General features: G+C 54.3%; 14 protein-coding genes. 10 read left to right on the top strand and 4 right to left on the bottom strand.

Translation table 11 applies throughout. From position 1 onward, the window contains the following. Nucleotides 1–114: 114 nt before the first annotated feature. Entirely contained in the window at nucleotides 115–927 is an 813-nt protein-coding gene (locus CWS43_RS15435) for a Cof-type HAD-IIB family hydrolase (RefSeq protein ID WP_101077912.1), read from the top strand. Nucleotides 928–990: 63 nt separating this feature from the next. On the opposite strand, the gene CWS43_RS15430 is transcribed toward CWS43_RS15435, so the two are convergent. The 3 genes from CWS43_RS15430 to mntR all read right to left on the bottom strand — a co-directional run bounded on the left by CWS43_RS15430 (nucleotide 991) and on the right by mntR (nucleotide 2604). Next, nucleotides 991–1530 carry a glycine zipper family protein gene (locus tag CWS43_RS15430; protein WP_101077911.1) on the bottom strand — a complete coding sequence of 180 codons (540 nt, stop codon included), beginning with the start codon at nucleotides 1528–1530 and terminating at the stop codon, nucleotides 991–993. A 14-nt stretch (nucleotides 1531–1544) separates the two neighbouring features. Next, a complete protein-coding gene (locus CWS43_RS15425; RefSeq protein ID WP_101078215.1) occupies nucleotides 1545–1895 on the bottom strand; it encodes a hypothetical protein in 351 nt (116 codons plus the stop codon). Between the two features lie 268 nt (nucleotides 1896–2163). Continuing rightward, nucleotides 2164–2604 carry a manganese-binding transcriptional regulator MntR gene (gene mntR / locus CWS43_RS15420; protein WP_101078214.1) on the bottom strand — a complete coding sequence of 147 codons (441 nt, stop codon included), beginning with the start codon at nucleotides 2602–2604 and terminating at the stop codon, nucleotides 2164–2166. Between the two features lie 188 nt (nucleotides 2605–2792). Here mntR and CWS43_RS15415 point away from each other — a divergent pair, with 188 nt between their 5' ends. The 5 genes from CWS43_RS15415 to CWS43_RS15395 are packed head-to-tail and all read left to right on the top strand — an operon-like array spanning nucleotide 2793 to nucleotide 6879. Continuing rightward, entirely contained in the window at nucleotides 2793–3749 is a 957-nt protein-coding gene (locus CWS43_RS15415) for a metal ABC transporter substrate-binding protein (RefSeq protein ID WP_101077910.1), read from the top strand. Then, entirely contained in the window at nucleotides 3746–4531 is a 786-nt protein-coding gene (locus tag CWS43_RS15410; protein ID WP_101077909.1) for an ATP-binding cassette domain-containing protein, read from the top strand. Before CWS43_RS15415 ends, CWS43_RS15410 begins: the two co-directional genes overlap by 4 nt. Beyond that, entirely contained in the window at nucleotides 4528–5382 is an 855-nt protein-coding gene (locus tag CWS43_RS15405) for a metal ABC transporter permease (protein ID WP_101077908.1), read from the top strand. The genes CWS43_RS15410 and CWS43_RS15405 overlap by 4 nt, the downstream gene beginning before the upstream one ends. Then, nucleotides 5379–6233, top strand: coding sequence for a metal ABC transporter permease (locus CWS43_RS15400; RefSeq protein ID WP_101077907.1), 855 nt, complete (start codon nucleotides 5379–5381; stop codon nucleotides 6231–6233). The genes CWS43_RS15405 and CWS43_RS15400 overlap by 4 nt, the downstream gene beginning before the upstream one ends. A gap of 58 nt (nucleotides 6234–6291) precedes the next feature. After that, nucleotides 6292–6879, top strand: a complete 588-nt coding sequence (locus tag CWS43_RS15395) for a flavin reductase family protein (protein ID WP_101077906.1) — start codon at nucleotides 6292–6294, stop codon at nucleotides 6877–6879. An 18-nt stretch (nucleotides 6880–6897) separates the two neighbouring features. On the opposite strand, the gene mtr is transcribed toward CWS43_RS15395, so the two are convergent. Beyond that, nucleotides 6898–8142, bottom strand: coding sequence for a tryptophan permease (gene mtr / locus CWS43_RS15390; RefSeq protein WP_101077905.1), 1245 nt, complete (start codon nucleotides 8140–8142; stop codon nucleotides 6898–6900). 280 nt (nucleotides 8143–8422) lie between these two features. Here mtr and CWS43_RS15385 point away from each other — a divergent pair, with 280 nt between their 5' ends. From CWS43_RS15385 to CWS43_RS15370, 4 genes are all read left to right on the top strand, one after another. Next, nucleotides 8423–9229 (top strand): hypothetical protein, encoded by an 807-nt coding sequence (locus tag CWS43_RS15385; protein WP_101077904.1) that lies wholly within the window; start codon nucleotides 8423–8425, stop codon nucleotides 9227–9229. A gap of 543 nt (nucleotides 9230–9772) precedes the next feature. Next, nucleotides 9773–10486, top strand: coding sequence for a hypothetical protein (locus CWS43_RS15380; protein WP_101077903.1), 714 nt, complete (start codon nucleotides 9773–9775; stop codon nucleotides 10484–10486). 97 nt (nucleotides 10487–10583) lie between these two features. Beyond that, nucleotides 10584–14231, top strand: a complete 3648-nt coding sequence (locus CWS43_RS15375) for a hypothetical protein (protein ID WP_101077902.1) — start codon at nucleotides 10584–10586, stop codon at nucleotides 14229–14231. After that, nucleotides 14224–25011 carry a LysM peptidoglycan-binding domain-containing protein gene (locus tag CWS43_RS15370; RefSeq protein WP_101077901.1) on the top strand — a complete coding sequence of 3596 codons (10788 nt, stop codon included), beginning with the start codon at nucleotides 14224–14226 and terminating at the stop codon, nucleotides 25009–25011. Before CWS43_RS15375 ends, CWS43_RS15370 begins: the two co-directional genes overlap by 8 nt.

Genomic DNA, 25011 nt, shown 5'->3' with positions numbered 1-25011 from the left:
GCCTTCAAAGGCCAATGATTTATAACTGAGTGGCAAATTTGCCAGCTGGCGCCTGAACCCCGTCAGCCTTCTTTTACTTTTTCTGATTAAAATCCGACCCTGTAAGGAGCTGTAATGGCCGTAAAACTTATTGCCGTGGACATGGATGGCACGTTCCTCAATCCGCATGGCGAATACAATAAAGCGCGTTTTCGCGAGCAATATCAGCAACTGGTGCAACGCAATATTAAGTTCGTTGTCGCGAGCGGTAATCAGTATTACCAGTTGAAATCTTTCTTTGATGACATCGACGAGCAGATTGCCTACGTGGCGGAAGGTGGCGGCTACGTGGTGGATAAGAAGAAGGAGATTTACTGCGGAAAACTCGAGCCGGAGCAGGTCGCGCAGGTACTGGGCTGGATCAGCCGTACACCGGGTATCAACACGATTGTCTGCGGCAGAAACGGTGCCTATGTGCTGGAAGGCACAGATGAAGCGTTTATCAGCCGGATGCGTCGTTATTACCATCGTCTGGCCAAAGTGCAGGATTATGCGCAAATCAGCGACACGATCTTTAAATTCGCACTCAGCTATGTTGAAGATGACGTGTATCCGCTGATGGGTGAAATCACGACACAAATTGGTGGCATCGTTGCGCCGGTGACCAGCGGACACGGTTCGGTGGATTTGATCATTACCGGTAATCATAAAGCCAGCGGATTGCGCAAAATTCAGCAAATTTACGACATTCGCGATGAAGAAGTCCTGGCGTTCGGCGACAGCGGTAATGATCTGGAAATGCTCAGCTATGCGGGCTACGGCTTTGCGATGGAAAACGCTTCCGCACCCGCCAAATCAGCGGCGAAATATATTGCACCTTCCAACAGGGAAGACGGTGTGCTGAACGTCATTGACGATGTGCTCAACGGCCGTGCCCCTTTTGCTTAACGGGGGATAAGCCGGGATTAACGGAAAAGCTGCCACATAAACGGGCAGCTTTTTTATTGCATGTTAAGGCGTGTAATCCGGCGGTACGTCACCGTTTCCCGGCTGTTGCGGATAATAATCCGGTGGAACCTGCGACTGTGCCTGTGGATAGGCGTTGTCACTGTAACGGGCATCTACCGGCACTTTATTGCCTTTGGCGTACATGCATTGGGTATAAACCGTGTCGTATTGATCCTGCAGGTCACCGCTGCTGGCACCGGCGCTGTTACTGCCCATTGCGCTGCCGATCAGTAAACCACTGCCCGCACCGACCAGCGCACCCGGCCCCGCCTGGTGGGAGGCGGCACCAATCAGTGCACCCGCGGCAGCCCCGACGACCGTACCCGCCGCCGCCGTATTGACGGCAGTATTATTGGCCGTCTGGGCTCCACCGTTGACACTGTTGTAGGCGTCATTGCGACACGACATCTCATCCATTCTGAATTGCTGATAATCCTTTCCTGTGCCCGGCAAGACCATCACATCTGGCCGGGTGGGCGGTGAAACGCAGCCGGAAAGGGCTGCTGCCAGGGCGATAACCGCCAGCGGGGTGAACCTGTTCATGAGGTGCTTGCCTGTTAACGTGGAGCGGAATCGCCCACTACCACTTTCATCCAGCCACGCGGACAGCGCTGCACATGCGGATAGTATCCCGCAGGATTCTGGCAGTAATAAGCATAATCAGGGGTTTTCTCTACGTAGGTCTGCGGTTGCGCAGGTGTAACGTAAACAACAGGCGGTGGCCCGTAATAAACCGGAGGAGGGGGTGGCCCCCAGGGAATGCCGACGACAACACGCGGACCGCCATACCAGCCACGATAATATCCGTGGCCGTAATACCCATGTCTGTAATAACCGTCGGCAAAAGATGCTGAACTGGCTGACATCAAAACGCCAGCGGTGAGCATCAACAACAACAGCCTTTTCATAACTACCTCGAGCAAAGCATATTGACCGGATGCACGGAGCGGCATAAAAGCCACCACTCCTGAGGATAAAGATACGCGCAAAGGCGATAAAAGGTTGAGGGCAGATCAGGGGGAATATGACAAGACAGTGGCAGCAATTGTGACCAAAAAATTCAGGGGAAAACGTTTGTTTACGTTGAGGTTTGTGATGAGGTTTTTTAGCGCTGTGCGCCCGGTTTTGTCAAAATTACTCCGGGCGTAAAATTAAGACGAATAGTTGATCCCGGCGTTATTGACGGCTTGCAGTAAAACGCCGGAACGCCTCCAGGGTTTCATCACTGACGTGGTGCTCAACGCCTTCTGCGTCAAGGCGCGCCGTTTCTGCACTGATGCCGAGTGCGATGAAAAACGCTTCAACCACGTTATGGCGTTCGCGGTTTTCTGCCGCAAGCTTTTCACCTTCCGGTGTCAGAAATGTTCCGCGGTAAGGTAACTGATGTACCAGCCCGGCATTGGCCAGCCGTTTCAGCGTTTTCGCAACGGTAGGCTGGGAAACGCCCAAACGCGCCGCTAAATCGACCTGGCGCGCTTCCCCAAATTCGTGGATTAAGTCTGAAATCAGCTCGACGTAATCGTCCATTAATTCCCGGCGATGCGCCTCGCGCACCTGTAAAAAACCCTGAGCGTGTTCTTCCACATCCAGCAATGGATTTATTTTTTTATCTTTCACTGCGCTTGCCTCTTTCTTGCTCAACGGTTTCCCACCGCAGCCGCGCTCACCACGGCAACCCACGCATTGTAAACCAAGTGCACACATCTACCAATTTCTGAAAACTTTGCCTTGGCTATGGAGTATAGCCTGTGCTATACCTGAATAATAAACCGCCGGTTGATACTCAGAGTCATAGGGGAGATTTCATGGAAAGAGGTCAGAGTTTTAAGAAACAAAGTATTTTGCAACTGCTCAGTCTTTCACCGTTTCGCCTGCGGCTGATGCTGATCGGCATGATTGTGGCGATGATTGGCGGCAACGCGCAGGCGGCGGAGAAAGAAAGAAAAAAGTTTAAAGTCGTCACCACGTTTACGGTGATACAGGATATCGCGCAGAACGTTGCCGGTGACGCCGCCACGGTGGAGTCGATCACTAAACCCGGCGCGGAGATCCACGATTACCAGCCAACGCCGCGTGATATCGTCAAAACGCAGTCGGCGGATCTGATCCTGTGGAACGGTTTCAATCTTGAGCGCTGGTTCGGGCGTTTCTTTGCGAACATCAAAAATGTGCCATCAGTGACGGTGACCGAGGGCATCACGCCGCTGCCGATTCAGGAAGGGCCGTATCTCGGGAACCCGAATCCGCATGCGTGGATGTCGGCTCAAAATGCCCGGGTTTATGTCGAGAATATCCGTGCAGCGCTGGTGAAGTACGATCCTCAAAACGCCGCAACTTACGACCGTAATGCCAAAAATTACGCCGAAAAAATCAGCCAGCTTGATGCGCCGCTGCGCGCACGCCTGGCAAAAATCCCGGCAGAGCAGCGCTGGCTGGTAACCAGCGAAGGGGCATTCAGCTATCTGGCGAAAGATTATGGCTTTAAAGAGGCTTATCTGTGGCCGATCAACGCGGAAGAACAAGGCACACCGCAGCAGGTAAAAAAAGTCATCGATCGGGTTCGTCAGCAAAATATTCCGGTGGTGTTCAGTGAGAGCACGATTTCAGACAAACCGGCAAAACAGGTCAGCAAGGAGACCGGGGCGAAGTATGGCGGTGTGCTGTACGTCGATTCGCTTTCAGCCGAAAACGGGCCGGTGCCGACGTACATCGATTTGCTGAAAGTGACTGTGGGCACTATCGCTCAGGGGTTCGGGCAATGAATGACTCGCAGCTTCATCTCAACGTTGATGATATTTCAGTGACCTACAACAACGGTCATACCGCAATTCAGAACGCATCGTTTACGCTGCGCGGTGGCTCGATTTGCGCGTTGCTGGGTGTCAATGGCAGCGGGAAATCCACGCTGTTTAAAACCATTATGGGGATTATCCGCCCGACTCAGGGCAGCGTGACGCTCGATGGTCTGAACGTAGCAAAAGCGCTGAAAAAAAATCTTATCGCGTATGTACCGCAATCCGAAGAGGTGGACTGGAACTTTCCGGTGCTGGTGCGCGATGTGGTGATGATGGGGCGTTATGGAAAAATGTCGTTTCTGCGTATTCCCTCGCAGGAGGATAAAAAACAGGTCGCTTCTGCGCTGGCGCGCGTCGGGCTGAGCGGGCTGGCACACCGTCAGATCGGAGAACTGTCCGGCGGGCAGAAAAAGCGCGTCTTTCTGGCGCGGGCGCTGGCGCAGCAGGGGCGTGTCATGTTACTCGACGAGCCTTTTACCGGCGTTGATATCAAAACGGAAAATGCCATTATCGAATTGCTGCGGCAGTTGCGCGAAGAGGGGCATCTGATTTTGGTTTCCACGCACAACATCGCCAGCGTGCCTGATTTTTGTGACCGCGTGGTGCTGATCAACCGAACGGTGATCGCGTCTGGCGCGCTGGAAACCACGTTCACCCATCAGAATCTCGAAAACACTTTCGGCGGCGCACTGCGCAACATCGGCTATCTGCTGCCAAAAGAAACGCAGCCGGTCAGGTTAGTACAATGACAGACCTTCTGCTGGAGCCGTTTCAGTACAATTACATGGTAAAAGCCATCTGGGTCAGTGCCGGGGTTGGCGCAGTGTGTGCATTTTTGTCTGCGTATCTGATGCTTAAGGGCTGGTCGCTGATGGGCGATGCGCTGTCGCATTCGGTGGTTCCGGGAGTGGCGGGGGCTTATGCACTGGGGTTTCCGTATGCCATCGGCGCCTTCGGGACCGGCATTCTGGCGGCTTTTTCCATGACGCTTTTGCGCCACTTCACCAAACTGCGTGAAGACGCGATCATTGGTTTTGTATTCTCTACGTTTTTCGCCCTTGGCCTGTTGCTGGTGTCGCTGAATCCAACCTCGGTCAACGTACAGTCGATTCTCTTTGGCAATATTTTAGGCATTGATGATGCGGATATCTTGCAGGTGCAGATTATTGTCGGCATTTCCATGCTGGTGCTTTGTGCTGTCTGGCGCGACCTGCTGGCGGTATTTTTTGACGAAGCACACGCCGTGTCAGTGGGCCTTTCCCCCCTGAAGCTAAAAATTATTTTTTTCACCATTTTCAGCGCTTGCAGCGTGGCGGCATTACAAACTGTCGGTGCGATTTTGGTGATCGCGATGGTTATCACGCCCGGTGCGACGGCGTATTTGCTCTCTGACCGGTTCTCCCGTGTGCTGATCATTTCGGTGATTATCGGTGCAGTCACCAGCGCTGCCGGTGCGTGGCTCAGCTACTATCTCGATGGTGCAACTGGCGGGGTGATTGTCTGCCTGCAAACGACCGTTTTCCTGCTGGCGTTTCTGTTCGCGCCGAAACATGGGTGGCTGGTGAACCTGTTGCTAATTAAACGCCGGAGCCGCGCATGATGGCCTGGATGGATGTGTTGATGGAGCCGGTAAGTTTCGGCTTCATGCAGCGGGCGTTAGTGACGGCAATGGCGACCAGCATAGTCTGCGCGATTTTCTCCTGTTTTCTGGTGCTCAAAGGCTGGTCGCTGATGGGGGATGCGATTTCGCACGCGGTGCTGCCCGGCGTGGTACTGGCGTATCTGGCGGGGATCCCGCTGGTGATAGGGGCATTTGGTTCAGGCCTGTTTTGCGCTGTTGCCACGGGGTTCATTAAAGAACATTGCCGCGTAAAAGAAGATTCGGTAATGGGGATTGTTTTCTCCGGGATGTTTGCTGCCGGTCTGGTGCTGTTCTCGCGGGTCAATACGGAGCAACATCTCAGCCATATACTGTTTGGTAATGTGCTTGGCGTGACGGACGGTGAAATGCTGCAAACGCTGATTATTGCTGCCGTGGTGACGATGCTGATTATCCTCAAATTCAAAGATCTGATGCTGTTCTGCTTCGATCCTGTGCAGGCAAAAGTGATCGGTCTGCCCGTGCGTTTCTATCATTATGCGTTGCTGTGCATGCTGGCGCTGACCATTGTTGCCGCGCTTCAGGCAGTGGGTGTGGTGCTGGTGGTCGCGATGCTGATCACACCCGGGATCACGGCCTTTTTGTTGTGCAAAACCTTGCCTAAAATGCTGATGGTTTCCGTGACGGCGTCACTTATCGCGGCCGTTTCCGGCACCTTTATCAGTTTTTATATTGATGCGGCGACCGGTCCGGCAATCGTCCTGATTCAGGCCGTGATATTCCTGCTGGCGCTGGGGGTTAATCTGTTGCGTAAAACGGCCAACGCCCGGCGGGTCGCACCGAATGCGTAGTACTTCAGCCGCTGTTTTGCGATGCTGCCCGTCGCATCCCCTTTACTGAGAGACTCTGATGACTCAACAATTTGCGCCTGTCGAACTGGAAAAAGCTTACCGCCTGATCAACCACGGGACTACCGCGCTGGTTTCTGCACATCACGCGGGCACAGACAACGTAATGTCCGCCTCATGGGTATGCGGGCTGGATTTCAAACCGGCAAAACTGACCGTTGTGCTGGATAAAATTGCCAGAACCCGCGAACTGATTGAGCAAAGCGGCACTTTCGTGATTCAGGTGCCAACAGTGGCACAGTTGCAAATGACGTACGATCTGGGCAACCGAACGTTGAGAACCGATCCGGACAAACTGCAACATTGCGGCGCGGAGTTGTTCCGCATGGAAGGCCAGGGGAATTTACCGTTTGTGGCAGGGTGCACCGCCTGGCTGGCGTGCCGGCTGATTCCGGAACCGCACAACCAGCAGGCGCATGATTTATTTATTGGTGAGATTGTTGGCGCCTGGGCCGATACCCGCGTTTTCAAAGAGGGGCACTGGCATTTTGAAGATGCCGACCCTTCCTTGCGTAGCCTGCATTACATCGCCGGTGGCCAGTTCTACGCGACAGGCGAACCGCTGAACGCGAATACCGATTTGGGCTGATTTGCCGGGCCGTTCACGCTAGTGGTAAACCGGCAGTAAATTCAGGCTCGACAGAATATGTACCACCGCATTGAGCCCGCCAAAAAGCAGCACCAGCGCAATCATTTTGTTTCCACCCCATACGCGGTATCGCGGGCTGCCGAAGCGCTGGCGTGATGCCCGCGCCATCAGTGCGGGCACAATGACCGCCCAGACGGTTGCCGCGAGGCCGGCAAAACCAATGGCATAAATAAAACCGTCGGGATACATCACGCCGCCGATAATGGGCGGAACAAACGTCACCAGTGCGGTTTTGAAACGTCCGGTGCGGCTGTCGTCGAATTTGAACAGGTCGGCCAGATAGTCGAATAATCCAAGGGTTACGCCTAAAAACGAGCAGGCGACAGCGAAGTTTGAAAAAATCGTCAGCAGTAAATCCAGCCCCTCACTGTGGATAATCTGGCTCAGTGACTGCACCAGCACATCAATATTGCCACCCCGTTCAGCGATACCGATAAACGCCGGGCGCGGAATGTTCCCCATCGTACCCAGCATCCAGATGATATACAGACCGAGCGCCATCAGTGTACCCAGCAGCAGGCATTTCTTAATGATCAGCGGGTTTTTGCCGTAGTACTTCATCAGGCTGGGGACGTTGCCGTGATAGCCAAATGACGCGAGGCAAAAAGGTAGCGTTGCCAGAACATACGGTGCATAACGCGGATTAAGCTCAACGCTGTTGAGCAGATTGACCGGTTTGATATGCCACAGCAGGCTGCCAAATGTCAGGAAAAACGCGATGATCTTGGCACCCAGCACGATGGCGGTCATACGGCTGACAGCCCGGGTACTGAGCCAGACGATAAAGGCGACGGCCAGCGCGGTCAGCAGCCCGCCAAGGCGCGGTGAAAAGCTGACAGACATCTCGCGCAGGGTATGCGTAATCACCGAACCGCTGGCGGAAATATAGGCGTACGTCAGAATATACAGGACGAAAGCAATCGTGATGCCGTTCAGGCGATTCCAGTTTTTCCCCAGCAAATCGCCGGTCACGGTGTTGAAACTCGACCCTACCGGATAGTTCAGGTTAGCCTCCAGGATCATCAGACCGGAGTGCAGCATACAGAACCAGGTGAAAACCAGGGCAGCCACTGACCAGAAAAACCAGGCGCCGGACATCACCACCGGCAGGGAGAACATTCCTGCGCCAATGATGGTTCCACCGATAATCATTGCGCCGCCCAGAACAGAACGTTGCGGGGCGGTCACGGAAAGCGTCGCCATAGTGCGGTTCCTCGCGTGGCTTTTATCACGATTCGTTTGAAGAATGGCTGTAAAAGATTAAGTATGAAAAATGACCTGAAACCCTATTTTTATGCTGAGTTTTTGGTCCTGAGCGCGGCAATATAGTGCATCAAGACAAAGTTGTACACCTTTGAACTAGTTTGCTGATACAAAAAATGTGTTCACTTCGCGTGGCTGGTGAAAAACGACGTTCTGAAAAAATAGGGTGGATGAAATTCTGCAATACTCAGGAGGTTCCTTTAGCAACGGAGGCAATATCATGAACCGGCGGCAATTTTTGGCAGGTAGTGTAGCAACGTTGGCGATGTTATCGCTGGACAGGCCGGCAAGAGGAAAGGGGCATCCGGCGAGCATTGCCGCTTCTGTTTCATTGCAGTTCACGCAAATCCAGCAACAAAGTACATCGCTGGTGATCAACCTGGTGACCGGCAATTTGCTGAACTTTAGTTATCTTACCCTCAGCGGTAACCAGCCCAATCTCTATGGAAATCAGGTTTATCTGTGGGAAGTGTCGGCTGACACCATTCCCTGGAGCCGTCCGGCACAAAACGGTGCTCCCGTATTGCTCAATGCCCCTGCCGGAGATCAAAATATCGAGAATGTCGAGATCTCCACGAATGCGTACATTTTAGGTTATTCGCTGGCTCCGGCGGTATCAGACTCCGGCTGGTCAGATTATTCCAACGTCGTTGCCTGTGCTTACATTCCCCCGGGAACCGGCGGGATTGAAAATCGTGAGGTGGCGCAGTCGGGATGCTGTATCGAACCCCGTTATGTGGGAAGTACGTCATTAGCTTGCTACTTCGCGTTTTTACCCGGCTTTCAGGCCAGGTCATCGAAAAGCTGGATTGGCATCTGGCAGGGCAGCGCGGCGTCCTACACGGTGCCGCCAAAGTGGGTTGCGCCGGTTCAGGTCGAATCGGACAGCGGTTACGCAGGGATGAACGGTGTGGCTTTAGCCGCTGGCGAAAAATACACTCTCGGGCTGTTCAGCGGGGGTTTTGACCTGAATCCGGAAAAATGTGACCTCAGGCTTTTATCCTGCGTAGCAGTTTTTTCGACCTGACGCATATAAGACTTTGTTTGTTAAAAAATGGATAAAATGTGTGAGTTAAATGTTTTTTACTTAAATTTTCGAAAAATAAAATCTGATATAAAACAACAGTAATATCGCCAGTGAAATTAAAACACTTTGAAAATGATTGGAATTATTCCTGGTCGTTTTTATTTATGCTTTTTTATTTTAAAAAATAAAATCAGCAATAAAAGACAGGTATTTTGAGGTTTTTTATGTGTGAATAACATAAGCCATATCAATGATTTATGATTGATTTTTATTAGGATTAATCCTAGTGCATTGCATGATTATGCAATGATTTACATGCTAATGTTGTTATCTAATTTATTGTTTTTAAATGATTTAAATTAAAATAAATTATTTTATGCCTTGATTTGTATTTACGCATTTTGCCTGCTTTACTTCATATGGCCTTTCAAATGATAAGTATGTTTTAACTGTTTTACGTGTGCCTCAGCCAGCATTACGTCCCTTCATGGATATGTTTGACGTGCCCGTAAATTATTATCACGCTTGAAGATAGAGGTTAATATGTCATACGAAGATATCTTGAAAATACCTGCCAGCACGGCCGTTACCGCAGACCAAAATATTATTGTGACGACCGACCCGGACGGCGTCAGCGCGAATCAAATTACGTTTGATTACAATGGGCCGAATGCCAACCAGCCAAGCACTTATGGTAATACGGTATATATCTGGCAATCAGGTGAAGCAATCCCGTGGTCTGTCGATGCGTCCAATTCTACAACGCTTATCGGGAACAACCCGGCAGGCTCACAATCTTTCGATAAATTGAATGTGACCACGCTGTCCTACATCATCGGCTATGCGGTGGGCCCTATTCTGACTACCAGTTGGTCAAAATACTCCAACGTTGTGGCTTATACCTATGTTCCGGCCATTGGCGGTGGGGATATTTCTTCGGTCAAATCGACCGTCGCTGTGGCAAAACTGGGCTCTACGTCGCTGGTTGCGCAAATTACCTTACTTCCGGGCTTTAACCCTTCCGGGTCAAATACCTGGGTTGGGATCTGGGAGGGGCAGGCAGCTTCCTATAACCAGAAACCAAAATGGCGTGCAGCAGCAGCCAGCACGAGTGCCAGCAGCACCGTGTCACTCAATAACATTCAGCTGACTCGCGGAACCACCTACACCCTTGGCCTGTTCGCGACAGGTTTTTCCACCGATGACTCACAGCTCAAGCAAAGCTCGCTCGCAGCCACACACACTTTCACCGTTTAACTCCTGAATAGCGCCTTTCCCTGCCCCTCAGCGGGCTCAGGGAAGGGCGTTTTTCGTTCAAAATTTTGATACAGCAGATTTTTTGCGGAGGTGTTCAATGGCTTTTTTTACTCAGTCTGCCAGTCCGTCACTTTATCTTGCCAGCACCGACAGCGGAAACGTGGGCGCAGTGGCTTTTGTCACTGGCGCAGGCGTTGTGTCAGCGGAAAAGGGCATTGAACTGGCTGATGCATTAACGAATATCGACCTGGCGGGCAATTTTGTATTTTCACCGTCGCTGCTGAATTTTGGTGATGACGCGCAGGTGCAGGCAGCATTCGTGAAAGCGGTACAAAATCAGGTGGCACAACAGCCTTCACCGCGCGGGATTTTGTGGCTGCCAGACCCTGATCCGGCCGTGGTCGCTGCAGAAAATGCGCTGATATTTTTGGGGCTGGCCTATGACGGTTCTTCCGTGACCTCGGGGCTGGCGAATGCCAATATTTTGCCAAACCTGTCGTTGTTTATTCAAAACGGCATGACGATCAGCCTGTCGGGGAACACTTTCACACTCAGTAATGGAGCCGTGAATTTTGCCGGTGCAGCCGCGCCGCAAATGGTGTCCGCACTGACCGCCGTTCTGGCTTTTGACGGTGTAACGCGGGGCTGCGTAGGCTTTGATACCCGCATCCAGCGCCTGTCGTTGTACAACACCTGGAAATGGGGTTTCCATTTTATCTTCCCGCACGATGGCGCCTTTGACGGGTTGATTTCAGAATGGCTGCCGCTCGGCTCCGCGGATGACGGGCCGACCGACATGCTGGGTTTTCAGGTGTCAGCCGATCCGGCTGATCCTCTGAATACGCTGCAAACCATTAACAATCAGAACCCTAACCGCTCATCGCTGCTGTTTACCGGGCTGAACGACGACCAGAGCGTCACAAAAATAGCTTCGTTTTACCGGACCGTTTCAGGTGACGTTGTCACATTAATCCCCGTCGGGTTAGCGCCGGACGAAGGTTTACAAACCGGCGGTCTGGTGTTTGCTGCCGGCCACCGCATTGCCGAAGGTGTTGTGGATTTCCACGTTGCACCCTACGGCGATTTTTTGGTCTCAGCGAAGGCCGGGCCTAACGGCGTAACCACCGAATTGCTGTGCGGGCTATCCGGTAATGAATTTATCTCAGTCGTGCCGGGCAGCACGTCAGCTGACGCTTCGCGCATCCGCTTTGTGTCACAGCAGGGCGCGTATGCGGCCGATTTTCCGCCGCCCGTCGCGTCCCCGACCGGTGCGCCGCGTGACGGCGACAGCCTTCTGACCGGGGGCTATGTCACTTCGTGGATGACGGTTTTGCCTCCGGCGAATAAACAAAACAGTTATGCCGCCCAGCCGGACGGTGCCGCACTGTTTGGTTACGACAGCTATGTCTGGAAAAACAATGCGCAAATGCTCGGGCATGTCGATCCCGGCTATGTGCTGCCGGACGCCGGAACGACGGCATTCCCGATGGTGCCTTACGCCGGTTTTCAGCCACAGGATGGCAAGAACGGTTTTGACCAGACGCAGAGCCGCAACTTTGAGGCGCTGATTATCGGCGCGACCCGACGTCAGTTAATTGGCTCGGTCAGCAACCGGCAAGTGTTGTCGGCCCGATGTCATACGCAGGATATGCGTGCGGCATCGGCGGCAAATGATGCCGCAGCTGTCAACTTCACTACGCCGTCCGGCATGATTGCGACCCTCGACAACACATTGGCAAGCTGGCAGAAAATTCTGCTGGGTCAGATTGTCACGCCGGTATCGAGTGAAATGAATTTCACCCGGCCAGCACCTGAGCTGCAACAGGCGTTTCAGACTAACCAGCTAATGATGGTGGCGGCGAACAGCACAAATTTCTGTCAGCCGGACGGCACATTCAGCAACCGCCTGAATATCGGTGGCTGGAGCATTGAGGCCGACGTCGGCACCTCTCTTGATTACGGCGATTATTCCAACATCATGATCATCAAAGGGATCGACGGGCCGCTGTATGACCCTGATGGAGACCCGACGCACAACCTGATCGCCAGCCCTTCAAAGTGGACGCAGGCCGCACAATTCTCTGCACCGACCATGACGCGGGACGGTACGCCAGACCCCGGTCAGATAGTGAATCTTTCCCAGTGGTTGCAGGATTATTTTATCGACGCCCTCAGCCCCGGTGGCGAAGGCTTCTTTGATGATTTCAATGCGCTGGCGAAAGACCCGAACTGGAAAGGGATACTGATCCTGCGCGCTAAAATTGCCGAACCGCCGCAGGATCTGGCGGGTATCACCGCTGGTATCCGTAACCCGGATCGTTTTTATGCGCATCATCTGGCGATTCAAATCAGCCAGATCAAAAGCGATCCGCAGGGCGGTGGGATAAATATCGACAGACAAAGCTCGGTGTATGGCCTGATTTATTACATCGACAACGATTATGACACCGCCAGCGAAGGCAGCCCCGTGCAGCCCGCTTATGGCGTTGACTACGATTTCATTACCCTGACCCTGAAGGTGTTGTTTGAAAATACGGCGGTAAAAACCTTCTCCAGCTACACCCAGCTGACGCTGAATAACATCTTTGGCAGCGCGGTGACGGCAATGGGGGAAAACGGCAACAACTACAACTCAATCATTATGCAGGGGACTTTCCAGAACAATAACGGCCAGCCCACCTATGGCATGAAAACCCTCGCCAATTACAGCTTCCTGTTCAATAACAATGTGCTGAGTGACGTTGAAACGCTGTCTGCTGAAATGAACACCATCAGAACCGATAGCGTCAGTTCTGTCGTGCGCTTTGGCCTGAGTGGCTTTATGGGTTTCCGCTTGCTGAGCGGAACAGACGTTAACGGCGAAGAGGAGAACATTGATCTGTTCTCCTTCGGCTCACCGGAGGGTGATTTCTTGTCACACACCGGCCTCAATTATACCGGGCTGGGGCTGAACATGGCCTTTACCGCCGCCGATCCGGTCGGTTCCCGGGCTCTCACTTTTGACAGCAGCCAGATAAGTTTCAACATGGCGGTGAGCACGCCGCGTGCAGGCAGCCTTTATCAGGCGTTATCAATGGAGCTGGACGGGCTGACCAGTTCGGACAGTGCCGATGTGACCCCGGCATCATTAGGTTATCTCGATGTCGTGACCAATGTGCAAATGAACGGTGTATCCGCGCAGTGGAATGCGTTGAAATTCAAGCTAAATCTCGGCACCGCTGGTGAGCTGGCGGGCAAAGTGGGGCTGAATGCTTACCTGCTGCTGGCCTGGTCTGCGGACAGTTTTGACGGTTATCAGGCGCTCACCGGGATCAAAATGCCCGGTTCGACCCATGGCGCACCGCTGATCAGCCTGCAAAGTGTGCTCAGTATGTCCTACGGCACTATCCAGTTGTTGTATACCGATAAACCGGGCACCGTGCTGCATCCGACCTCCCTGCAGCCGGTCAGCTGGCGCAGTGATTATGCGCTGGAAGATGATGAGGCACCGGCAGCCAGCACCGGCAAACAATTCATGCTGGTACTCAACGAAATCGCTATCAAATTCCTCGGGATGCTCAAAATTCCTCCAAGCGGAAGCACTGCGTTTTACCTGTTCGGTGACGCTGACGGCACCGCTGGCAATAGCGACACCGGCCTGGCCTGGTATGCCGCCTACAACAACACACCGCCTGAGGGCAAAAATGCACTTCAGGGCAACCGCCGTCTTACTTCTTCTGTCAAAGGGAGTACAGCTAATGACTAAAAATCCTCCGGTAGTCAACCCGTCACGCAAAGTAAGACGCGGTGGCGGTAACTGGGACTTAGCCTCGCTGATCAAAGCCTTTGCTAACTCCGCAGAAGGCACCAACACCAATCTGACGCAGGCCGGGCTGGAGCGTTTGGGGAATTTGCTGACAGGCGTCAAACTGCGTTACTTCGTCTACCGTTCTTCCGGGTTTGGCAATCAGGCCAACACGGTGAACCTGATGAAGCGCATGATTGCGCTGGGTTTTACCAACCCGATTGAACTGATTTATGACACAACGGCGGGCAGCGAGGTCATCGACAAACTGGCCGTTCTGTTACCGGGGCTGAACCCGAAAAATCTGCAGCCGTACGATCTGAACGGTGTGACCATTACCTTCTTCCCGTACAAAGAATCCGGTGCGGGGAAAAAGGTCAACCGCTCGGTGACCGGGCTGGTCGGGCAGGTGCCGCTGTGTATCAACGGCGGCGCGGAAATGGACAGCATCGCCGACATGAATATCGCCAATGTCCTGTTGTCGGATTACTACCTGCAATTACAGCCTTACATGTGGGAAGTGGTTAACACCTCGGATAATCCGCTCAGCCTGATCCTGCCAAAAGATGCCAGCGTAGCGGTCAATCTTGCTGTGCAAGACAGCCTGCAAAAACGCGTATTTTCCACCCGTGCCTTCGGGATGCCCGCGCCCGCTGAGCCGGACTGGGCGCAGCTGCTGAGCATTCCTAAGGTTAACGTGACGTCGGTTAACCGCGCCCGCTCCGTGGTCAATGCCGTGGCTGGCGACGCGGTCTGGTCATTCCCGGTGTATGGTTTGTACGACGGGGCGATGGTCCGCAAACCGGTCAATGGTGACGCCTGTGATATGGCGTTTGAGCTGATTGCTGCCAGCGCGCTGGCGCAAAAAACCGGGAAACCTTTTGGTAAGCCGATAGTCGTCGGGTTGCTGAACTCCCTGCTGAAAACCACTTTTGAACGGCTGAAAAATTATTTTCCGCTAAACGGTGAAGTGCTTCAGGCGGAAGATATTTCGGAGATGGATCAGGACGATCGCATTACTTATTTTATCCGTCGCTGGTGCGTGCAAAACAAACTTTTTCAGCCGGATGTGGAAGGAAACAAGCCCGGCAATATTTATATCTGCCCGGACATTACTGACGGCGATCTGACAGCTCTGCTGACCCGGCTGGCGGCGGAAGGTAACGGCGGCGTGGTGGTGGTGAATCTTCCCGGTCTGCCGCAGGATTTGTTCAATTATTTGTATCAGATTGCCAGCCTGCCATCGGTATTTGAAGGACAGGGCACGGCAAATCTGGCGCTGAACCTCGGTAAACCTTTCTTTAAACTGGCGAAAGTCAATGTGAATCCCTACCCGAGTGATCTGGGAAACGCGGCGATTGGGCAGCCAGGCAGCGACGGGCAGCCGAGCACGTCCAGCGTTTTGTCTGAGCAACTGTACAATGCAACCTACGATCTGATTCAGATCGGCACCTACGAATTCAAAAAGGGATTTTCCGGCAAAATGCCGCCACAGCGTCTGGCCGATTTACTGGTGCAACAGGCGAAGGACTACAATGAAAACGGGCCGTATCGTCGGTATTTCGACGAATTGCCGAAATTTTATACCGCCGCAGCCAACGACAAACTGCTTCAGGCACTGGTGTTTCTGGTCACGAAATACAATCTCGGGACGGCAACAACCCTGCACAGCCTGAAAGCATTGGCTGTGGCAGAGGGCGATGAAACGCCGCTCGAACAACTCTATACGCAGATTGAAAATGCCATTTCGCGCGGCGTATTGGCGCTGATCCCAACGGTGATCCCCGACGGTCCGTTTGCTGATTTTATTACCGCTATTATTGAAGGCACCAATTTTACCCTGGGTTCGGAAACGTCGCCGGTGCAGGTTACGTTCCCCGCCAGCCATGACAAAATTACGGTGACGGGTCAGACCGATGATTTCCTCGGTGCGCCTTTAAAGGCGACGGTAGATTTCACTCTGAACGAAGATGGCAGCTCGATTGATATTGCGTTTGAACTGGCGGTGGGCGAAGTCAGACTGACCGGCGTTGAGTGGTTTACCCTCGACAGCCTGACTATTTCCGCCAGTATTCCCGGCACCGACGAACGTCTGACCGGCTCCGTGGCGACGCATATTAAAGTCGGCCAGCAGCCGCTGACCTTTAACATGGACTTCCCGACCTCTGGTGACGGTAAAATTGTCATAGACGGTGATTTTACGACCAGCCCGCCGTCGCTCAATGACCTGTTTAGCTTACTGGGGGGGATGAATTTTCTTAACACGCTGCCTTCCGCTATCAGCGGCGCGGGCAACATTACCCTGCAAAATCTCAAATTTGGCTATGACTACGAAACGTCATCGATCCAAACCTTTGAACTGGCGTTGCTCAACAACCAGCCGTGGCAACTGCTGCCGAAACTCACGCTGAATAATCTGGCCTTTAACGTGGTGCTGCTGGAGCCTACCGGTTCGCGCACTTACAGCTGGCTGGCGAAAACGTCAGTGATGATTGGCCCGCAGGGCGGTGATCCGCAGACCTACGGCAGTATCGACATCGGGGTGAATTACCCCAACCTGACGGTCAGCGCCAGTATGGCTGAAGACAGCACGCCGATCCCGCTGGGGGATCTGGTGACGTTCTTCCTGCCCGCGAACTACACCATCAATCTGGATGCGAATCTCGGCAATCTGGATATGACACTGACGCCCGGAGAAAAAGGTGCGGAAACGGTGTATGCCATTTCGGCGGGTATCGCGCTGGAAAACTGGGATTTATCGCTCGGCGTGGCGACATTCAGCCTGACCAATCTCTTTATTGATGTGGAAGGCACCGGCCTGAGTGAGGCGACCGGCAGCCTGGCGGCAACCACCGTACTGTTTTCCGATCAGCCCGATATTGCCGTGACCCTGAATCTTACGGCCATCTACTCCGGCAACGGTGCGTGGTCATTCGCCGGTGTGCAGGGCGACAGTGCGATAAAAGTGAAGCAAATCATACAAACCTATCTGGGCAGCAACTGGTGGACCGACGGGATGCCCAATCTGGATATTTCGGAGCTGGCATTCAAGGTGGAATCACCGGAAAGCGGTGAAGGAGAGGACGAAAAAGAAGCCACGTCTTACATGGTTGGCGGCACGATCACCGTATGGGACACGCCGCTGGGCGACTGCTTCAAAACCATTATTACCGGCAAGTTTGGCAGCGACAAGGCCGGGGGAAAAGCGTTGTCCCACGCCCGTCATTTGCTGGGCACGGCGCAGGTGCCGGTGCTGGATGAACGTGGCGTGATTGTACCGATGCAGGCGAAACAAATGTTGCCAGCGCCCGGCAATCTGAGGGATGAGCAGAATACCTCTTATGGCAGCGTTTCGGCGCAAATCATCTGGAATAACATCAACCTGACCGTCTTCTACGATTACGCTCAGGGCTATAACTCTTACGGTTTCAGCTGGGGGCCGCTCTCGGCCAAAATCGACAGCAAAACGAATACCGCTACGCTGCAGTTTACTGAATCCACCTCGCTGGGCTCGATGGTCGAAACCTTTATCTCATGGCTGACGGGGACCAAATTCGGGCTGGGCGCGCCGTGGAATATTCTCAATGACATCACACTGTCCAGTTTCAGCATCATCTGGAACTTTGAGACCAGTTCAGTCAAGTTCCACGTAGATGTCGGCCCGATTGACCTGATTTTTGCCAAAGTCACAGGCTTTACGATCGAGTACGTGCCAAAAGGCAAAGAGGTGGACGGTAAAAAATCCGGCGTTCATGTGGCGCTCGACGGTAATTTTATCTGGCAGGACAGCAACTCGCTGGAGTGGAACGCCGCCGATCCGGCCTCTACGCCGGCACCTCCGGGAGGCGGCAACAAATACCTCGACTTACGTCTGCTGGCGGCCGGTCAGCATGTCCAGGTGCCCGGATTACAAAACATCAAGTCAGTACAGGAAGCGATCGCCTTGCTGGCAGAACTGCCGGTGCCGGACGGCAAAACGGCTCCGTCCATAGGTTTTGACGCCGGCAACAACTGGCTGTTTGCCACCGATTTCGGCATCCTGAAAATTGAAGATGCCGGTAAGGACACCGACGGTTCAGGCACTCAGCTGATGACGGCTGAAGACGCTGCAGCCTACGTCTTTACCCTGCAGGTGGTATTTACCGACCCGACGCTGTATGCGCTGCGTATTGCGCTGGAAGGTGAGGCGGCTAAAGTGTTTGCCGGGCTGGATTTCCAGATCATCTATCGCAAAATCAGCGAAGGTCTGGGTGTCTTCCAGGCGGAAATCACCCTGCCGACGCTGATGCGCCGCATTGACGTCGGCGCGTACACCATCACGCTGCCGACCTTTGGCGTTGAAATTTATACGTCCGGCGATTTCAAGTTTGATATCGGTTTCCCGTGGAACGAGGATTTCTCCCGTTCCTTCTCGGTGGAGGCCATCATCCCGCCGGGCATCCCGGCGCTCGGTTCCGGCGGTTTCTACTTCGGCAAGCTACCGGCCATTGTGGTATCGCAATTGCCGCTGGCCACCAACGGCTTCTTCAATCCCAATCTGGTCTTTGGTTTTGGCGCACAGCTCGGGCTGGGGAAATCGCTGGATCTGGGCATTCTCAAGGCCGGTTTCAGCCTGACAATTTTCGGCATCATTGAAGGGATCCTCGCCAAATGGAACCCGTATGATGGCAGCAGCACCGGCGGCGGTGACAAACTGGCGCTGCAGGGCGACTACTATTTCTGGTTACAGGGCACGTTCGGCATTATCGGCCATCTGTATGGTTCCATTGACTTTGTGATTATCAAAGCTTCGGTGGATATCAATCTCAAGCTGTATGCGCAAATCACGCTGGCCTCCTATTCGCCAATCCCGATTACCGTTTCGGTGTCGGTCAGCGTCAGCGCCAGTGCCAGCATCAATCTGGGGCTGTTCAAAATCACGGTCAGCTTCAGTTTCTCAACGCACATCCGGGAATCTTTCACATTAGGCTATTTGCAGAATCCTAAAAATGCCCCGTGGAAAGTGGCATCGCAGGCTGATGGTGGCCGTTTGTTGTCGCTGAAATCTGGTCAGCACAAACTGCGCGCTTTTTCCCGTTTATCGCAGGTGACCTCACCCGACTGGAGTCACTTGCTGAGCGGTGGCAGCACAACTGAGCTCATTACCTATCTGGGCTATGGCCTGAGCGTGGCGGGGGATAACGCTTTTAGCGGCGATACGCCAGATCTCAGCAAACAGTTCCCTTGCTACGTTGCCAGCCTGTTTATCGATTCACCGGGGGCGGCAACCCAGGGCAATACCAACCTGCTGCGTGCCGCCGGGCAGAGTCAGGACACGTCGTTTGAGCTGTTAGCCAAAATGGTAGCGCGCTGGGCGGTTTCCGCGCTGCAAACCACGGCGATGACACCCGCTCAGATTGATGCGCTGGTGATCACCGATGACATGCTGGCCGGGCTGATTGATTATCTGAGTGATGGCGAAAATGTGCCAATGCCGCTGTCAGCCGCGGATATCGACACCTTCCTGACCAACCAGTTCGTGCTTAACGTCAGCCTGCCGGAAACCGCAGGCACGGCAGAAGCCGCCTACTTCCCGATGGCGCTGGATCTCAATATCAGTATGCCGTCTTATGCCGGTGGCCCGGCCATTGATTACACCTTCGGTGAATACAACCAGGTGAGCAGCGATTTTGTCACCTGGTTGCGTACTTATTTCAACCAGCTGGCGGTTCAGGTTCAGGAAGAAAGCGGGCAGAAAAACCTCCGTGCCAGCCTGTTGTATCAGAACGCGGGGATCTCAGTCGCGTCGTTTATTTTCAGCGATTACTTTGTGCTGGTGATGCGCCAGATGTTGCAGGCAATGCGCGACGGGCTGAAAGATTTCAACTACGCCATCAATGCCGGTGACACCGGAAACCGCGTCGTGGCCTGGACAAATACCACCGGTAATCTGGCTGACGCCGGTACGCCGTTCACGTTATTTGACCTGTTTAAAGGTAATGAAACCCATCTGCTTAACGCAGGTAAACGCCTGCAATTGCCGTTTGTCGGCTGGACTGCCACCGGCAGCGATAGCTTTACCTCAATTGCTGGCGAAGGGCGGTTCGGCGGAGCATTCACCGCAACCGCTCTGGCAACCAGTAACGCCGGGGTGGCCGGTATTCTGGCGGCTGGCGCAAAAGTGACCTACAACGCGGTGGCATATACCGTGTCGGGTAATCAGACGCTGAATGCACTGGCGCAAAATATCGCCGGAGGCATCACGCTGGCCGAGTTACTGGCGAACAGCGATATTCTGACGCTGGACACCGTGTTGCAATTTGGTGCGCTGCTGACAGTTCCGCCGTTTGCTTATACGACGGTGCAGGGTGACACGCTGCAAAATGTATCGACGAATAACGGGATTACCGTGCAGGACCTGGCGGGGCTCGACCGCGATGAACAAACCAATCCTGTCGGGGGGGTTAACGGGGATATTGCGGATTTGTTTGTGGCCGTCGATGACAACCAGAATCCGGTGTATCTGGATCTGGTCGAACTGCCGCAGTTCCGTGTTGCTGAACTGCTGGCGGAAGCGCAACGCGTGAACGCGATTAACCACCTTAGCGGTATGGCTTCGCGTTATTACTTCCACGGGTTACGTCTGCCTGCGGCGAAAATTACCCCGAACAAAGAGGGGATGTGGGTCACCAAAGACCCTCAGACCGGTGTGCTCAGCCTGCCGGACTATGCCGGGTTGTTTGCACTGACCGGTCAGCAACTGCCGCTGGCGAGCCTGCCGTCGGCACCGCTGAGTATTACCCTGAGCAAAGGCGCACCGGTCAGCTGGCTGGATTTTGCTGACGGTGCCAGCGCGCTGACTTTCACCGTCGTGCCGCCAACAGCGCAGGACAAAGAGGGGGATGTCAATTATCAGCGTATCTCTGCGCTGTACACCTACTCGACCACCACCATTTTACCTGCGGGGCCAGCCTCCGTAGCCGCCAAAGCCACGGTGGACGATGAACCGGCGAGCTATCCGTTGTCGAACGGGACGGTCTGGCAAAGCAAAGCGCCGGTATTGTTCCCGCAAGGTGCCAGCCGTGACGGCGACCAGCCGCGCCTGTGGCCGCTGCCGTCCTCTATGGTTTCCCTGTCCGGTTCAGGAACCCTCGATCAAACCCAGCGCCTGGCGCTTTCCAGCCCGAATTTCGAGCTGAAATCTGTGCGCATGAATGCCGCGACAGGCAAGGCGGAGGATACGCAGATTGATCGTCTGGGGTGGGCATCTTCGGTCGAATTCACCGTTAAGAAGCTGGCCCCGAATGCCACGGCGGGTAATGCCTATCAGAATACGTATGAGATCTCCGGTGCGAGCGCAGCAGATGCCCTTATTCTGGAGCGTATTGTGCAGTATGTTCAGGCGGATGCTGATTTTGCGTCGATGGCGATCGGTTATCAGTCAGCCAGCAGCAGTGCCGGTGCCATGTTGTCGGCAGATGTGGGTGACACCGTCACCTTTGGTATTTCGCAGACTAATTTGTCCACCGTGACGCAGCCGCCGGGGTTTTTTGCCGCCGCGCTGCTCAGGGAAGAAGATACGTCCGGCACTCATATTCTCAACAAACCGACCGAACTGGTGCGCCTGCTTTGGGAAGCCAGCATTACCCGTGCCGGTGGGTTCTTCCTGTATTACTTTGATGCCGGCAGCGGTGCGGGTCTGCCGGATGCGGCATTCAATGACAAAGGCGAAGCCACGTTGACGCTGATTGTGATGTATCAGAATCAGCCGCGTTTGCAGCCTTACATGAACGCTGTGGCAACGGGGGATCCGATGGATACCGCCAACTCGACGCTGGTGGCAAAAGCGTTGTCACAGGCCATCACACATACCGTTCAGAGCGGGGATTCGCTGGCGTCCGTGGCCTCACTGTATTTCAGCAATCTGGTTTCGGTCATCGATACCACGCTGGCTACCGGTGGAGAGTTCGCGCTGGCCTCCGGTGCGGTGCTGGTGGTCAATAACGGCGTATACCGGGTGCCTCTCAGCGGGGCGGCGCCGGGCGGAAAACTGGCGGATATCGCCAGCTACTTTGCGATGGACGCGCAGGCCATCAAAGCGATCAACCCGCGCGTGCCGGATAGCCTCTGGGCGGGCAGCCTGGTGCCGGGCTCGGCTATTCGCCTGCCGGTAACTGACCGGACAGTAGGGGTGGCTCCGGGCGGAGAAACGCTCGGTTCAATGGCCGCATTCTACGGCACCAGTGTGATCGTGCTGGCCGGGCATAATGCGGCGAACGGACAATTGCTGAAAACCGGGCAGACGCTGAGTCTGATGAGCGGGCCGTTATCGCAGTATGGCGCTCAAATGCCGGGCGTTCAGCCGGTGCTGGCAACACGCGCCGGATTACCGGTGGTGCCGGATGATCCGACAAATGCCAGCTTCGCCGTCGATTTCCTGCTTAATGATTACACCTTGCTGGCGTATCAGGTGGAGGAAAACGTCGATTTCACCGCCAGTAATATCGCGTTGCCGCTCGGGCAGCAGGCCGATGACTCTTCAACCGGTGACGGTAAACTGCGCTTTGTCCGCAACCTGACAGAAGACGACAGCCTGCTCTATAAAACCTCCGTGCCCTATATCCGGTTCGCTACTGACAATGATGCACCGGAGAACCCGTATTCGGCTAACGGGCGGTTGTTGCAGATCGGCTACAGCTGGAACGACCTGTACGGCAACCGGATTGTCTCGACGCTGGATGATGTTTCCACCCCGGCCGGGGCGGACAACAATGCGCCGTCACTGACCGGCTACACCGATAAATTGTTCACCACCGCGCAGTGGCCGTCGGTGTCAACCAGCTGGACGGTGGCAAATACCACGCCGGTCAGTGGCCAGTTTGACATCAACGTGACCAGCGCTTTCGACCCGAGCGCATTCAACCCGTCTGTACAGGATACGGCGCAGGCGTGGATTTCCCGTGCCAGCTCGTCGTTGCAGGTGGTAAATGCCGTTCTGAATCAGCTTGATGATCCGAACGGGATGGCCTTCTCAATGGAGACCAGCCTGCTCAGTGCGCCGGTCGTGATTGATGATGTGCAGATTGGCACCGGCAGCCGCTACGGTGCCGCCGGTACGCTGACCGGCTGGCTGGTTGCGATTCAAACTTTCCTGACCGCGCGTGCCAGCGGTAACAGCAGTGCACCGGTGCCGGCGATCCTCAGCTTTACGCTATCGGCGGTGGCAGACAAGCTCTCTGTGAGAACGGATGATGTCTTCCTGCTGGCGCTGAATCTGGTGATTACCCGCACCGGCGGGGTGGCGGAAGGCGATTATGCCGCGATGACTGGCGTCATGTCGGTTTCAACGCTGATTGCCGCCAAAACGTCGGTTGGCACGGCGGTTTCCGGTGCGGGCGGTCAGCAGGATATCTTGCAGGCATTTGCGCAAGATCTGGAAGATGCGCTCTCACAGCCTGGCTATAAACTGACTGTGGCGACCGGATCTGACCGCTACAATCCGGCGGCGGGGGCATCAACCCTGTGGGCGATGCGCCAGGAAACTGACGGCTCCGGGCTGGGGATTGGTTATCAGATAAACGATGCGGGTAAACCGGAGCTGTTCGCGCCACAGCCCGTTTCTAACCAGTTAATCAGCCGGGATGTGCAGGTCTATCCGTACAATCAGCTGACGGATTTTGATCCGGCCACAAACAGTTTCACCACCACGGCGCGGACGGACAACTGCGCAGGCGTTGAGGTCGATGCCTGGCTCAGCACCTTCTTCAATTATTTTGACACGCTATTCTCACCGGAACTGTCGTCATCGATGCTGGTGATTGATTTGAAAGCCACTAATAAACCGGCGGGCGTGAGCAGTTTCCTGACGTCGCTGGCCGGTCAGAAGGAGATACTGGCAAAAGTCGCCTCCGATCTGATGGCCCCGGTTTACGTCGGGCAAACCAGCACCCGCCTGGACTCCGCAAAAGAAACTTTCCGGCAGAATTTGCTGGTCAAACTGTCAAATCTCTATACGGTGCGCGCCGCCGTGTCGTTCGGAGCCACCGTGGTGGCGGATATTGCGCAACTTGCGGGCGAGCAGGCGCCACAGCTGTTTGGCAATCTGACCTGGAATACCGCGAATCCAACGCTGGAAAGCCTGATCACCCTGACATCGCCAAAAATGCCGCTGGTGAAAGGGGATAATCAGCCGGTGACCTTCCTGCTTGAATCGCCGGGAAATATCACGATTAACGGCGTGGTGCTGCAGCAGGTGACGCTGGATCTCGCCTACACCGGCGCGGCCATTGAGCACCAGATCGCCACAATTGCTGGTATCGAAGGCTATATGGCTTCCAGCTGGCTTTCGCCGGTGACGGCGGACGCCGATGCGCTGCTGACCGGTAACCTGGGCAGCTTCAGCGTGCCGTTGATTTTGCGTGCTTTCCCGGCGACACCACGCATGAATACTCAGGCCGGGGTGCAGACGAATAAGGGGGCAGCGGATCTTAATCAGCTCACACAATGGACCTACAGTTACGCTTACAGCCTGGATTTCCACTTCGAGCAGGATCGTATTTATAACGAAGTGCTGTTCAACATTCATGACAATAACGCCAGACTGCTGGCCGGATATCTGGATGCGTTCCAGGGCCTGGCGCAGTTCGTGAACAGTCAGGACGTGTTAACCCGCCTGGTCAGCCAGACGGTACCGCAGATTGATGCACAGACAACCGATCAGAATAAGATCACGAAGCATCGCAGGCTCTGGGGGCTTTCCTGA

The sequence above is a fragment of the Rahnella sp. AA genome, from assembly GCF_002834385.1.
GTDB lineage: Bacteria > Pseudomonadota > Gammaproteobacteria > Enterobacterales > Enterobacteriaceae > Rahnella.
The sequence above is the reverse complement of the archived record's forward strand: the minus strand, read 5'-3'. Positions and strand labels throughout refer to the sequence as shown.

Bases quoted from the DNA above. Each gene is read 5' to 3' on its own strand.
- CWS43_RS15435 (WP_101077912.1), top strand. From the start codon at position 115: ATGGCCGTAAAACTTATTGCCGTGGACATGGATGGCACGTTCCTCAAT.
- CWS43_RS15430 (WP_101077911.1), bottom strand. From the start codon at position 1,530: ATGAACAGGTTCACCCCGCTGGCGGTTATCGCCCTGGCAGCAGCCCTT.
- CWS43_RS15425 (WP_101078215.1), bottom strand. From the start codon at position 1,895: ATGAAAAGGCTGTTGTTGTTGATGCTCACCGCTGGCGTTTTGATGTCA.
- CWS43_RS15415 (WP_101077910.1), top strand. From the start codon at position 2,793: ATGGAAAGAGGTCAGAGTTTTAAGAAACAAAGTATTTTGCAACTGCTC.
- CWS43_RS15410 (WP_101077909.1), top strand. From the start codon at position 3,746: ATGAATGACTCGCAGCTTCATCTCAACGTTGATGATATTTCAGTGACC.
- CWS43_RS15405 (WP_101077908.1), top strand. From the start codon at position 4,528: ATGACAGACCTTCTGCTGGAGCCGTTTCAGTACAATTACATGGTAAAA.
- CWS43_RS15400 (WP_101077907.1), top strand. From the start codon at position 5,379: ATGATGGCCTGGATGGATGTGTTGATGGAGCCGGTAAGTTTCGGCTTC.
- CWS43_RS15395 (WP_101077906.1), top strand. From the start codon at position 6,292: ATGACTCAACAATTTGCGCCTGTCGAACTGGAAAAAGCTTACCGCCTG.
- mtr (WP_101077905.1), bottom strand. From the start codon at position 8,142: ATGGCGACGCTTTCCGTGACCGCCCCGCAACGTTCTGTTCTGGGCGGC.
- CWS43_RS15385 (WP_101077904.1), top strand. From the start codon at position 8,423: ATGAACCGGCGGCAATTTTTGGCAGGTAGTGTAGCAACGTTGGCGATG.
- CWS43_RS15380 (WP_101077903.1), top strand. From the start codon at position 9,773: ATGTCATACGAAGATATCTTGAAAATACCTGCCAGCACGGCCGTTACC.
- CWS43_RS15375 (WP_101077902.1), top strand. From the start codon at position 10,584: ATGGCTTTTTTTACTCAGTCTGCCAGTCCGTCACTTTATCTTGCCAGC.
- CWS43_RS15370 (WP_101077901.1), top strand. From the start codon at position 14,224: ATGACTAAAAATCCTCCGGTAGTCAACCCGTCACGCAAAGTAAGACGC.